Here is a 13,061-nt window from a genome sequence, read left to right as displayed (position 1 = left end):
TCAACAGGCGTCGTCGCCCTCGGCGACACGATGTCGGTCCGCTTCCTGCGCGTTCAGGGGCGCGGTGACGGCGCAGATCCAGTCGCGCCCGTCGGAGGGGTCGAGCGACTGGGCGTACAGCAGACCCGTGGTCTCACCGGCGGTGAGGAAGAACCCGGGTGCTCCCGCGGTGACGGCCGGGAACCGCCACCGCGCAGTCGGCGCCCGCGATCCACCGAACACCGGGGTCACCACCCTGCGGTCGGATAGGCCGCCGCCGTCGCCGATCCGATAGGCCACCACGCTCCGCGCACCGGTCCCCATCAGGAGCGTGTCCCCTCCCATGACCGACAGGAGGTCTGGATCGTCGACGTCGATGCGCGTCAGGAGAGACCGGTCGTCGAGACTCCACTGTGTCAGGGTGTCCGCGGCAACGAGGATCGACTGACCCATCGGATCGAACACGACGTCACTCGCCGCGGTGCCGACCGCGATCGTGCGCAGTCGTTCGCGCGTTGCGACGTCGTACACGTAGACGTGCCGGTCGTCCGAGGTGATCGCGACACGAGTGCCGGCGGCATCGACGGCGATGGCCGTGATCAGGTCGATCGGACCGCCCACCGGGTCGCCGATCATCGTCGGCGCGGCGGCATCGGTCACATCCCACATCGCGATCTCCGTGTCGGATGATCCCCCGACCAGCACATGACGGCCGGGGATGAAGTCGATGACGGCCGTGTACCGCGTGTTGGTCGGTATCCGCGAAGCGAACCGCGGTCGGTCCGGCTCACTGATGTCCCACAGCTCGATCGATCCACCGTTGTTGTTGGCCGTCGCGACCAGCTTCCCGTCATCGCTCATCGCGACACTCGGCCGGTCGTTGACGCGCCGCTCGATGCCGACGGAGCCGCGCATGTGCCACATCGCGTCGCGCCGAGTCCAGACGTTGAGGCGCGTGTCGCTGCCCACTGTCGCGACGACGTCACCGCTTCGACTCTGCGCGATACCCGAGACCACCGCCGCCCGATCGGGGGCGGCCTGAGCCGGGATTCGCCATACGTCGATCCCGCCGTCCGACCGGCCGACCGAGAGCTCACCGCCGCGCGGGTTGAAACCGACGCTGAATGTGCGGATCGAACCGCGTGCGGCGGACCGTTGCAGGTCCCATACGATGGGCGGCGACGTCGTCGACGCGACGTTCCACACGTGGACCACACCGTCGACTCCAGCGAGAGCGATGAGAGGCGACGTCGGATCGGCGGCCATCGACCACGAGCCCGCGGTCACGCCCGACAGCCCCGAGTTCTCCATCCGAGGGGCCGCCGGATCGGCGACGTTCCACAGGGTCATCGTCGGACTGTCCCCTGACACGGCGAGCACGTCGCGTCCGGGCAGAAACGCCATCGAGTGTGTGATGCTCGGGAATCCGCGTATCGGTTCGCCCGCCGAGACGACGTCGTCGCCGGTCACCCGCCACAGGTGCACCGTCTGATCGTCGCCTCCGGAGGCCAGGAGGCGGCTCGTGGAGTCGAAGGCGACCGCACGGACCGGACCACTGTGGCTCGCAAGCTCGATGGGCGCGCGAGGCGCCGACACCGCGTCGGCGATGCGATAGACCGCGACGGTCCCGTCGTCAGACGTGGTGGCGAGCCACCTGCCGTCCGGGCTGAACCGAGTGAGGTACGACGTCCCACTGCCCGCCCGCAGTTCTGCGACCTTGCGCGGCTCGGCCGGATCCGCGACGTTCCACAGTCTCACCGCGCCGTCTCCACTCGATGCGGCGAGCAGCGGCAGCGTCGGGGAGAAGGTCACCGAGGTGGTGAAGTTGTCGAATCCGCCGAGCACCGCGGTCTGCACGAAGGGCGCTGCACCGTCGGGCGTACGTCGCCAGATCCGCACGCTGCGGTCGTTGCTCGACGATGCGAGCAGTGAACCGTCCGGTGAGTACGCGACGTCGTACACGGGCGCGCTGTGGCCTTCGAGGGTGACCGCGAGCGGCGTTGACGCCGCGGAGGTGAGCAGGGCGTGGATGGCCGGATCGTCGGGGAACCTGCGGTCCGCGGCGAGGGCGAGTCGCGCCGCCGTCGACGGGTCGGACGACACAAGCCCGTCGATGTCGGACAGCAACGCGTTGTGCTCCGCGTAGTTGCGCTGTTTCTCCAGGTCGCCTGCCTGCCGGTTGACCGTGACGGCCGCGATGCCCGCGACCAACGCGAGGATCGCGATGAGCGCCACCGCGCCGATCTGGAGACTCTTGAGGCGACGCCGACGACGGACCGACGCGTCGATGAAGTCGAGGCCGCTTGGCGGCAGCACATCCAACCGGAGTTCGCCGAGTCTCTCGACGTTCTCGAGGGATTCGACGAGGCGTCCTCCCGAATACAGGAGGTCGGCGTCTCGGTTGTCGTCTGCCCACCTCGCGGCGTCGTCGGCCAGTCGCTGACTCCAGCGAAGCATGTCCGCGTCGTCCGAGACCCACGTGGCCAGGCGAGGCCACGCTGTGAGAACCGCATCGTGGATGAACGTCACTGAGGTGCCCGCGGTGATCAGACGCGCATCGGCGAACACGTCGACGATCCGATCGGCACTGTCCGGAAAGCGCCGCCGGAGGTCGGCGAGATCGGCCCACGCGCGCAAGGGCACCCCCCGTGGACCGAACTGCACCAGCGACAGGAGAAGCGCGCGGGCCGCGTCGTGATCCTGCGGCGCGATCGTCGTCCACGCGTCCTCCGCGGTGTCCGCGATGGCCGAGGTGATGCCGCCCAGTTTGCGATAGGTGGCGACCGTGATCAAAGTGCCCGACCGCATGGCCCACAGCCGCTCGAGGGTGTGCGCCAACAACGGCAGTCGGCCTGCGTGGTCGTCCGTCTCGGTGGTGTCGTGCAAGTCGCGCACGAGAAGCTCGGCGAGACCGGGGTCGATACGTCCGCCTGCGAGTCGGATCGGTTCGCGGATCACCTGGTCGAGTTGGGCCGACGTCATCTCGCCGATGATCACCGACCGGTGCTGCCACGCCTCCGCGAGGAAGCCGATGTCGAGACAAGCGTCGAAGAAGTCGGCGCGGATGCCGAGAATCAATGTGGTGTTCGTGGCCAACCGTTGCACGGCGGCCATCACGTCGTCGCGCACCGACTGCTCGAGTGCGAAGACCCCCTCGAATTGATCGATCACCGCCAACGCGGAGAGCTCGGCCCGATCGATCTGCAGTCCGTCGTCTCCGATCGCCAGCCGGGTCGGCCGGTTCCACGGTTCCGGCGCTGCGGCGAGTCCTGCTCGCAGAACGGATGACTTCCCCGCTCCGGACACACCGGTCACGATCACGATGCGTGGACCGTCCGACGACGCGACTGCCTCCAACTGCTCGACCAACGCAGCCACCACCGACGTCCGGCCGAAGAACACGTCCGTGTCTGCCTCAGTCATCGGAGCGAGACCGCGGAACGGGGCGCTCGTCGGAGTCTGCGGAGTCGTCGGCACCGTGGACCCGCTCTGCGCCGCCGCCCAGAGTTCACGCCACGCGGGCAGCGGCAGCACGTCTCGCGCCCCGGCGTCGATCGCCCGGAAAGTCAACCACGCGACCAACGGCTCGACGACCGCGTAGTCGCGGGGGATGTGGCGGCCGTTCCGCCAATCGCTCACCCGTTGCCGGGACAGGGAAGGACCGTTCTTCGATGCTGCCTTCGCGGCCGCTTCGAGTGTTGGTCGGCCTGCTTGAGCGAACAGCGTGCGCAGCGCGGCACCAAATGCGTCTGACTGCGTCGAGGTCACGCGCTCAGCCTAGTTGGAGACCGCGCGAGGACCCTCATTTGTCCGGACCGGACAAATGAAAACATGGCCTGACCTGCCACGACACCGGGAGGAATTGCCGAGTGTTCGCCACGGGCCTCGAGTGCGCCCTAGTGTCGTCTGTGTCGGTCGACGACCGCCGAACGCCACGTACACCAGCCTTGAGGACCACCACGATGACCAGAAGCCTGCAGCTCTCACTGCTCAAGCTCGCTGCCGTAATCGTGATGGCGATAGCGCTGGTGATTCTGGTGGTGACGGGTCCGGCGCTGGAGGGAGACGCCGGACACTCGTCTGGATCGACACAAGACTCGGTGAGGCCCAACGGGAGCCTGGGCTGACCCGACGCTGACGCTGCCGTCATCATCCAACGGGGGGATGGTGACGGCAGCGTCGTCTCCAGAGTCGGGGTCGGGAACGCCGTTCTGGTTCGAGTGCGTCGCGGACGGTGTCAGTCGGCGCCGCGATCGACGTCGGCGGCCGACAGGACTGCTGTGAGCAGTCCCGGGAACGCGGCCTCGACGTCGTCCGACCGCAAGGAGTATCGAGCACTCTGCCCGGCGGCTCGGCGCTGCAGCACTCCCGCCTCCCGAAGGATCTTGAAGTGATGGCTCGCGGTCGCCTTGGTGACCGTGTCGTAGAGCTCCGAGCACGACAGCGAATCGACATGCTGCAGGCGACGCGCCATCTCCAAGCGCACCGGGTCGGCGAGAGCGGACAGCACGGCGTGCAGATCGGCGACCGGCTCGGCCGTCGCGGTGTCACTGCTCGTCATCGTCGACTCCCCAGAAATTAGTTCGATGAACATCGAACACTCGTATAGTCTCGAACCGTTCGATAATCGTCAAACATACTCGGAGGTCGCCATGACTGCCACTGTCACCGGGACTGGCGTTCCTTCGCCGTCGACCACGGTTCATCCGCAGCGTTGGTCGTTCGCCCTCCTCCTCGCACTCCTGGCTCTCGCGCTCGGCGTCTCCGGATTGCCGTCGCCGCTGTACCCGATCTACCAACAGGAGTGGCACCTCAGCCCGGTGTCGATCACCATCGTGTTCGCCGTCTACGCGATCGGCGCCCTCGGCTCGGCGCTCACCGTCGGACCGATCTCGGATGCAGTCGGGCGCAAGCCGGTGCTGATCACCGCGCTCCTCGCGATCCTGGGCGGCCTCGGACTGTTCTTGATCGCGACCTCGGAATGGCAGTTGATCGTCGCTCGCTTCCTGCACGGCGGCGCCATCGGAGCCATCACGGTTGTCGCAGGCGCTGCACTGCTCGACGTCCGTCCGCACGGCGGCGCCCGGAACGGCATGCTCAGCGGCGTGGCCTTGAACGTGGGCATCGCGATCACCGTCTTCGGCGCGGCCGCAGCGGCCCAGTGGGCGGCCAACCCGCTGCGCATCCCGTTCGCGATCGTCGGTGTTGTGGTGGCGGTGATGCTGGTGGCCGTCATCGTCCTCATCGAACCGCACACCGAGAAGACCGGTGCCCGCATCCGGATCCAGAAACCGTCCGTGCCCACTCCCATGCTCGCCGACTTCTGGTTCTCCGGCATCGGCATCCTCAGTGCGTGGTCGGTGCTCGGCGTGTTCCTCAGCCTCTACCCCGCCCTGACTCAGCATTCGACCGGGCACACGTCGATCATCTTCGTCGGGATCGTGGTCGCCGTGATGGCCGCGGCATCCGCCGTCTCCCAGTGGGTCGGTGGCCGATTCGACCCTCGCACGTCCGCGGTCGTCGGGCACATCGGCATGATCGTGTCGCTCGGCGGCGCAGTATGGGCTCTGAACACCGGTTCCACGGCGTTTGTGCTGGTCGACTCGATCGCTCTCGGAGTGGCCTTCGGCCTCGCGTTCGGCGGGTCGCTCCGACACCTCAACGACGTGACGCCGGCAGATGCTCGCGGCCGCGTGATGAGCGCGTACTACCTGCTCGGATATCTCGCGATGGGCATTCCCACGGTGATCGCGGGCGCGCTCGCGTCCCAGTACGGCACTGCCGAAGTGTTCCCCTGGTTCGCCGGAGCCATCTCGGTCGCCTGCCTCGGCGCGGCCGTCATGGGCACGCTCGGCGCGCGCCGCTAGCATCTGCGACAACTTCGGCACTCTCTGCCGCGCTATGCGCGGCAGAGAGTGCCGAAGTTGTTCAGTTGAGGTCCAGGTCGACGAGGAGTTCGGCTGCGATCCGTTCGAGGTCGGCACGAACGGCGTCGAGTTCCACACTCGGCGGCACCATCACGTGGAGTTCGGCCTCGAAGAGCATCCCGCCCGCCATCGGCGCCTCTCGAGTGCCGGTGGTCATGTTCTCGATGGTCACCCCGCTGGCGCCGAGTGCGGCGGACAACTCCTGCACGATGCCCGTGCGGTCGTTGCCGAGCACGGCGATCGTCAGCGAATCCCAGTCACCGTCTCGCGACGCGGCGACGTCTCCCGAATGGACGGCCACTTCGAGCAGTCCGTCGAGTCCGGTGACCGCCTCGATCAAGCCGTCAGCCCGGTCGGACGGCACCGCCACCACCACGATGCCTGCGAACTTTCCGGCGAGCTGAGCCAACTGACTGCGCTCCCAGTTTCCGCCGTTGGACGCGACCGCATCCGAGAGCGCCGACACCAGACCCGGCCGATCGTCACCGATCACCGACAACACGAGATTCCGCATGCACGAAGAGTATCGATGATTCCTCACGCGGGCGGGCGCACCGGCAGGTTCTCCTCGATGAACCGGCTCAGTCGGTCGACTGCGGGAGTTCGGATGGTCGACGCCCAGGCGAGGCCGATGTCGCGCTGCAGGCGTTGCGGCCGCACCTGCACCTCGACGACACCCGGCGTCTGACGTCCCGCGCGTGGTAGCAGGGCCACACCCAGCCCGCGTTCGACGAGCTCTCGGATCGTTGCGAATTCGGTGATCTCGACAGCTATGTTCGGCGCGAATCCCACGGACGCGCACCATTCGACCGTCGCTGCCCGAAGGTGGAAGTTCTCGGGATTCGCGATGAAGACCTCATCGACGAGTTCGTCGAGCGAGACATGGTCCCGCTGCGCCGCCCAGTGGCGCTCCGACGTAGCGACCACGATCTCCTGCGACCCGATGAGTACATGCGCCGTCTCGTCGGCGGGTGGGATCGTGATCGCCAGATCGAGTTCGCCCGCACGCAGATCGGCGATCAGCTCCGCGCCGTGCGCCTGCTTGAGCTGGAGATGAACGTGCGGATTCCGGTGATGAAATGCAGCGAGCACCTCCGGAACGTCGCCGGAGCCCATAGTCAGCGGGAATCCGAACCGGATCCGGCCCGACTCAGCGTCACCGTCGCTCGCTGCGCGTTCGAGCGCCCGTTCCACCTCGGCCAACGGTCGCCGAAGGTCATCGAGGAGAGATCTGGCAGCAGGCGTCAGGCGCACGTTTCGGCCCTCTCGCACCAGGAGCGGAACCGACAACCGCTCCTCGAGCGCATGCAGCCGCCTGCTCATCGAACTCTGTGAGACGCCGAGTGCTTCGGAGGCGACCGTCATCGATTCGCCGTGGGCGTCGAGCGCCGTCAACGCTCTCAGCAGCGGCGCGAAGTCCCGCGTCCATTCATGCATATTCGGATGATACTTCTCCATCTGCACATTGGACGGATCGATCAGGGGGGCAGAAGTATCGAGTCATCACCGGTCACGAGCTAGGAGAACTCATGCGAACCCGCACCGCACCCGTCGATCTGCCCGCCGGAGACGTCGTCCTCGTCGGCGCCGGAATCATGTCCGCGACTCTAGCCTCGATGCTGCGTGTTCTGGAGCCTGCATGGTCGGTCGTCGTCCTCGAGGCGGCCGACCAGGTCGCGGACGAGAGCAGTAACCCGTGGAACAACGCGGGCACCGGACATTCCGGCTTCTGCGAGCTGAACTACATGCCCGACCCGACAGACGACTCGAAGCCTGCGAGCGTCGCCGAACAGTTCCTCCTGACGCGCCAGTGGTGGGCCTCGCTAGCGGCGGCAGGCGCTGTCGAACCGGACAGGTTCATCCGGACGAGTCCCCATTTGAGCGTCGTCTTCGGTGACGCAGACAGCGAGTACCTGCGCCGGCGACACTCGACGCTGCGCGGCAACCCGTTGTTCCGAGAGCTCGAGTTCACCGACGATCCGGCCGTGCTCGCGGGGTGGGCACCGCTGGTGACCGACGGGAGGTCTCTCGGCCGCGTCGCCGCGACACGACACCCGCGCGGAACCGACGTCGATTTCGGTGCGTTGACGTCGCAACTCCTTGGAGCATCCCGCGCGTCGGTCCTCCTCGAACACGTCGTCCATCGAATCAGACGGACGACCGACGCCGGGGTCGTCGTCACCGGTCGGAGCCCTTCAGGCCGCTTCCGCATCCGCGCTCGTCACGTTTTCGTCGGCGCAGGCGGACAGGCGCTGCGCCAACTGCAGCGGGCCGGAGTCGATGATGTCCGTCAATACGGCGTGTTGCCGGTCGGCGCGGCGTTCCTCAGGTGCGGCCGTCCCGAGGTCGTTGCCCGTCTCGACGGCAAGGTCTACGGGCAGGCGCCTGTCGGCGCGCCACCGATGTCGGTGCCGCATCTCGACCGCCGGACAGTCGACGGACGCGACTACCTCATGTTCGGTCCGTACGCCACGTTCAGCACCCGACTGCTCAAGCACGGGCGGCTGACAGACTTCTTCACCACCCTGCATCCGCGGAACATGTGGACCGTCGTGTCCGCGAGCGCGACGAACTGGCCGCTGATCCGCTTCCTGGTCTCCGAGCTCCTCGCCGGCCGCCGCAAGAGGTTCTCCCAGCTGACGCAGTACTTCCCAGACGCACGCGACACGGACTGGACGATGATCCCTGCCGGACAGCGCGCACAGCTCGTCACACCGGGCCCGCGGTCCGCAGGCGTCCTACAGCAGGGGACCGAACTGATCGTCAGCTCCGACCGGCAAGTGTCTGGCCTGCTCGGCGCATCGCCTGGAGCGTCGACGGCGGCGCCGATCATGCTCGAGATGCTGGAAAGGACGTTTCCCGACGAGTGGTCGCATCGTTGGGCGACGGTCATGGCCGACGCCGTGCCCGGACTCGCCGTCGAACAGTGGACTGACGAGGACGTCGAGCAGGTGACCACGGACACGGCCAGAGCCCTTCGTCTGATCTGAAACGCAGTTCGTCCGCCAGTTGTGACCACATACGTGACACAACTGGCGGACGAAACTTCTCGACTGCGCTCGAAGAGCAGGAAGGAGTCCTACTTCGGGGGCATCCGGATGCCGCCGTCGACGCGGACGACCTCGGCGTTCATGTACGAGTTGGTGATGAGCTCTTCGACCATCGAGGCCAGCTCGTCCGGCACACCGAGGCGCTTCGGGAACAGGACGCTCTCACCGAGCTTCGCCTTGAAGGCCTCCGACGCCTCGCCGGTGCCGTAGATCGGGGTGTCGATCAGGCCGGGGGCGATGGTGTTCAGGCGGATGCCGACTGCCGACAGGTCACGCGCGACGGGCAGGGTCATGCCGACGACGCCGCCCTTCGACGACGAGTAGGCGGCCTGGCCGATCTGGCCGTCGAATGCGGCGACCGACGCGAGGTTGACGATGGCGCCGCGCTCGTTCGACGGGCCGGCCTCGTTGCGGCTCATCGCGGTGGCGGTGAGGCGAACGACGTCGAAGGTGCCGATGAGGTTGATGCCGATGACCTTCTTGTACAGCTCGAGGTCGTGGGCCGACGAGTACTCGCCGTCCTTGCCGATGGTGCGCTGCGCCCAGCCGACACCCGCCGAGTTGACGACGGCCTTCAGCGGGCCGAGCTCGAGAGCCTTGGCGATCGCCGCCTCGATCTGCTCGGTGTTGGTGACGTCGACGTTGACGAACGCGCCGCCGATCTCGGCCGCCAGGGCCTCGCCGTCTTCTGCCTTGAGGTCGGCGATGACGACCTTGGCGCCGCGGTTCGCGAGACGACGGGCAGCCGCCGCGCCGATGCCCGACGCGCCGCCGGTAACGATTGCACTTGCTCCAGTGATGTCCATGTTCGCGAGCATAACCAATCGGTGACCCCACCCACAGGCCGGGTGTGGAACACGTTCCACAGATCAACGACAGCGAACGACGGGCTCCGGTGCGTATCGGACGGTCCGCGTGTGCCGGTTGATCTCACGTCCGGTCCGGTGATCGCGGATCACGCGAGTGTCGGACGCGGTGAAGCCGGGCAGCCCACTGCTGGCGATGCAGTCGTCGCCACGCGGAACGGTCACCGTCTCCGGCGACGTCGGCAAGGTGCGGTCACCGGTGATCGACTCGACGTCGCGCGTCTTGGTGCTCCACAGTCGGACGGTCACGCTCGACGACGACCACTGCGTCTCGATGAAGACGCCGTACTTGGTGTCGTTCTTGAACTTCAGGTCGATGAGACCCTCGAAGACCGTCGCTTCACGAGCCTCCGGGTACCGCGAAATGTAGTAGGCGTGCTCGGTGTGGTCCACATCCTGCAGGCCGGCGAAGTACGCGGCGTTGTAGAGCGTCGTCGCGAACTGCGAAATGCCGCCTCCGACAGCGGTGGACGGCCTGCCGTGGTCGATGATCCCCGACTCGACGTAGCCCTGTGCCGAGCCACGCGGACCGGTGTACCCGTTGAGGGAGAACGTCTTTCCTGGAAGGACGACGGCCCTGTCGACCTTCTCCGCGACTATCCGGATGTTCTCGCCCGACGGACCGCTGAACCCGCCGGTGGTGAACTCGGAGACCATCTCGGTGACACCGAGCCGTTTCGCCGCCGACGTGGTGAGCTTCGGCTTGGAGACTGTGTACTCGACGTCTGTCGTCCGGGTGTCGGCGATCGACGCGGACGCGATCGCGTCGGCCGTCTTGGTCCAGTCCACCTTCGCGCCTTCGACGGACGGCACCACCTTTGGAGCGCCGCCGACCAGTCGGAACGTCGCGCTGACGGGTTCACTCTCGGTGCGAGCGGTACGCGCGGACAACACTTTCTCGGCGTCCGCCGCTTTCACATGTGGGACGAGGCCGCCCTTGCCGTCGGCGACGAACGTGACAACCGACCCGAGTTCTCGAGGTGTCAGCATGATGTCCCGTCCCCGACTCTTGAGCCGGAGCGGCGACGCCGTGACCTGCGGCGCGACGTCGGCGACGGTGGCGTCGACGGTGGCCCGGGCGACTGTCGGGGAGAACGGCTCCATCGCGAGGTCGAGCGGGCCGCCCTCCAGCCAGTGCTCTCCGACCGCGATCACTCCGGCGTCTCGGTCGATCCGCATCCCGGTGGCCGGGTAGTCGGCGACCGGACGCAGGCCGTCGAAGTGGACGCCGCCCTCAACGGCCGCCTTCTCGAGCGTGGTTCGGCGGGCATCGAGCGCCTTGTCGAACGATGCGCGGTTGATGTCGACGACGGGTGCCACATCACGATGCGCTCCGAAGAGCGCAGCGAGGCGGGTGAACGGATTCGCGGGCTGTTCTTTGAGTCGAGCGAGCGTGCCCTCGACGTCGAAGGAGGCGCCCAACTCGGCGGGGTCGATCGCTGCCGAACCCGAGTCCGTGCGGACGGTGATCGGCCCGTGCGCGACGACGGAGATCTGCTGGAGGATCGCCCGGGCCTGGTCGTCCGACTTCCCGCCGAGATCGAACTCGGCGATCTGCACACCACGAGCTGTCTTGCCGTGGCCGAGGGCGTAGTCGAATGCGAAGACGAGAGCTGTCAGCATGATCGCGGCGAGGAGTCCTCGCGCGATCCATCCCCGTGCGCCGACACGACGCTTCACCGATGAACTCACAACAGTCACGATCTTAGGCGGAAGACAGAACTCCGGCTGAACCGCCGGGTCGGGGGTCTGGCGGTTCAGCCGGAGCTATCTTGTCTATAGGTCCAGGTGACCGCGGCGTTACACCTTCCGGGAAGATTTCTCCGCTTGGCACGCAGAAGGCCCCGGACCGCTCGTTTTCACGAGGGTCCGAGGCCTGTGCGATGGATGTCAGCCTTCGACGATCGCCGTGACGCCCTGGCCGCCCGCGGCGCAGATGGAGACGAGGGCACGACCGCCGCCGTTCTCCTTGATCTGCTTCGCGGCCTGCGCGATGATGCGTCCGCCGGTGGCCGCGAACGGGTGACCGGCCGCCAGCGAGGAGCCGTTCACGTTGAGCTTGCTGCGGTCGATGGCGCCGAGCGCCTTGTCGAGGCCGAGGCGCTCGCGGCAGTACTCATCCGACTCCCATGCCTGCAGGGTGCACAGGACGACCGAGGCGAACGCCTCGTGGATCTCGTAGAAGTCGAAGTCCTGCAGGGTGAGGCCGTTGCGCTCGAGCAGACGCGGGACGGCGTAGGTCGGCGCCATGAGCAGACCGTCCGGGCCGTTCACGTAGTCGACGGCCGCGGTCTCGGTGTCGACCAGGTAAGCCAGGACGGGAAGCTTCTTCTCCGCGGCCCACTCGTCGCTCGCCAGCAGCACGGTCGACGCGCCGTCGGTGAGAGGGGTCGAGTTGCCCGCGGTCATCGTCGCGTCGCCGAGACTCACACCGAACGCCGGCTTGAGCGTGGCGAGCTTCTCGACGGTCGATCCGGGACGCAGGTTCTCGTCGCGGGTCAGGCCGTGGAACGGGGTGATCAGGTCGTCGAAGAAGCCGCGATCGTAGGCAGCGGCCATCTTCTGGTGGCTGGCGGCCGCCAACTCGTCCTGGTCGGCACGGCTGATGCCGAACTCCTTGGCGGTGATCGCGGCGTGCTCGCCCATCGACATACCGGTGCGGGGCTCGCCGTTGCGCGGGATCTCGATGCCGAGCTTGGCGACGAGACCGAGCGCGGCCTTGATGCGGTCCGGGGTGCTCTTGGCGCGGTTCACTTCGAGCATCTGGCGACGCATGTCCTCGGAGACGCCGATCGGGGCGTCGGAGGTGGTGTCGACGCCGCCGCCGACCGCGACGTCGTAGCGACCCGAGGCGATGCCGTCGGCCACGGCGGCGATCGCCTGGAGACCGGTTCCACACGCCTGCTGCAGGTCGAAGGCGGGCGTGTACGGAGACAGGCCCGAACCGAGGACCGACTCGCGGATCAGGTTGAAGTCACGCGAGTGCTTGAGCACGGCGCCGCCGGCAACCATGCCGAGCTGCTCACCCTGCAGGTTGAAACGGCTCACCAGACCCTGGAGTGCTGCGGTGAACATCTCCTGGTTGCTGACTGTCGCGTACGCCTTGTCCTGGCGAGCGAACGGGATGCGGTTGCCGCCGACGATCGCGACGGGACGCAGCTGACGGGTTTCCGGCTTGCGGGGCGTGAACGATGCCACGGGTTCTCCTGAATACTCGGGGACCATTGTTGTCATCATTC

General features: G+C 67.2%; 10 protein-coding genes. 3 read left to right on the top strand and 7 right to left on the bottom strand.

Annotated features, from left to right (window positions below):
- Entirely contained in the window at positions 1-3,747 is a 3,747-nt protein-coding gene (locus GM1_RS05425; protein WP_008377178.1) for an nSTAND1 domain-containing NTPase, read from the bottom strand.
- A gap of 194 nt (positions 3,748-3,941) precedes the next feature.
- Between GM1_RS05425 and GM1_RS22265 the strand changes: the two genes are divergently transcribed.
- Positions 3,942-4,106, top strand: a complete 165-nt coding sequence (locus GM1_RS22265) for a hypothetical protein (RefSeq protein ID WP_008377176.1) — start codon at positions 3,942-3,944, stop codon at positions 4,104-4,106.
- Positions 4,107-4,216: 110 nt separating this feature from the next.
- Here GM1_RS22265 and GM1_RS05415 read toward each other — a convergent pair whose 3' ends face one another.
- Positions 4,217-4,540, bottom strand: a complete 324-nt coding sequence (locus GM1_RS05415; RefSeq protein WP_040519546.1) for an ArsR/SmtB family transcription factor — start codon at positions 4,538-4,540, stop codon at positions 4,217-4,219.
- A 91-nt stretch (positions 4,541-4,631) separates the two neighbouring features.
- Between GM1_RS05415 and GM1_RS05410 the strand changes: the two genes are divergently transcribed.
- Entirely contained in the window at positions 4,632-5,846 is a 1,215-nt protein-coding gene (locus tag GM1_RS05410; RefSeq protein ID WP_008377174.1) for an MFS transporter, read from the top strand.
- Positions 5,847-5,907: 61 nt separating this feature from the next.
- Here GM1_RS05410 and GM1_RS05405 read toward each other — a convergent pair whose 3' ends face one another.
- Together GM1_RS05405 and GM1_RS05400 are read right to left on the bottom strand one after the other, a co-directional pair.
- Positions 5,908-6,420: a glycine cleavage system transcriptional repressor gene (locus tag GM1_RS05405; RefSeq protein ID WP_008377172.1), complete on the bottom strand. Its 513-nt coding sequence runs from the start codon at positions 6,418-6,420 to the stop codon at positions 5,908-5,910.
- A gap of 23 nt (positions 6,421-6,443) precedes the next feature.
- Complete coding sequence (locus GM1_RS05400) at positions 6,444-7,343, bottom strand: LysR substrate-binding domain-containing protein (RefSeq protein ID WP_040519587.1); 900 nt, start codon at positions 7,341-7,343, stop codon at positions 6,444-6,446.
- Between the two features lie 92 nt (positions 7,344-7,435).
- On the opposite strand from GM1_RS05400, the gene GM1_RS05395 reads away from it, so the two are divergent.
- Complete coding sequence (locus GM1_RS05395; RefSeq protein ID WP_008377168.1) at positions 7,436-8,896, top strand: malate:quinone oxidoreductase; 1,461 nt, start codon at positions 7,436-7,438, stop codon at positions 8,894-8,896.
- A gap of 89 nt (positions 8,897-8,985) precedes the next feature.
- Here the strand turns inward: GM1_RS05395 and GM1_RS05390 are convergent, their stop codons facing one another.
- The 3 genes from GM1_RS05390 to GM1_RS05380 form a co-directional block, all read right to left on the bottom strand.
- Entirely contained in the window at positions 8,986-9,762 is a 777-nt protein-coding gene (locus GM1_RS05390; protein ID WP_040519586.1) for an SDR family NAD(P)-dependent oxidoreductase, read from the bottom strand.
- 63 nt (positions 9,763-9,825) lie between these two features.
- Positions 9,826-11,445 (bottom strand): VanW family protein, encoded by a 1,620-nt coding sequence (locus GM1_RS05385; protein WP_040519585.1) that lies wholly within the window; start codon positions 11,443-11,445, stop codon positions 9,826-9,828.
- Positions 11,446-11,712: 267 nt separating this feature from the next.
- Positions 11,713-13,047: an acetyl-CoA C-acetyltransferase gene (locus GM1_RS05380; RefSeq protein WP_040519545.1), complete on the bottom strand. Its 1,335-nt coding sequence runs from the start codon at positions 13,045-13,047 to the stop codon at positions 11,713-11,715.
- Between the last annotated feature and the right edge of the window lie 14 nt (positions 13,048-13,061).

The organism is Gordonia malaquae NBRC 108250, from assembly GCF_000344135.1.
Taxonomy (GTDB): Bacteria; Actinomycetota; Actinomycetes; order Mycobacteriales; family Mycobacteriaceae; genus Gordonia; species Gordonia malaquae.
This window is presented reverse-complemented; position numbering and strand designations above follow the sequence as displayed.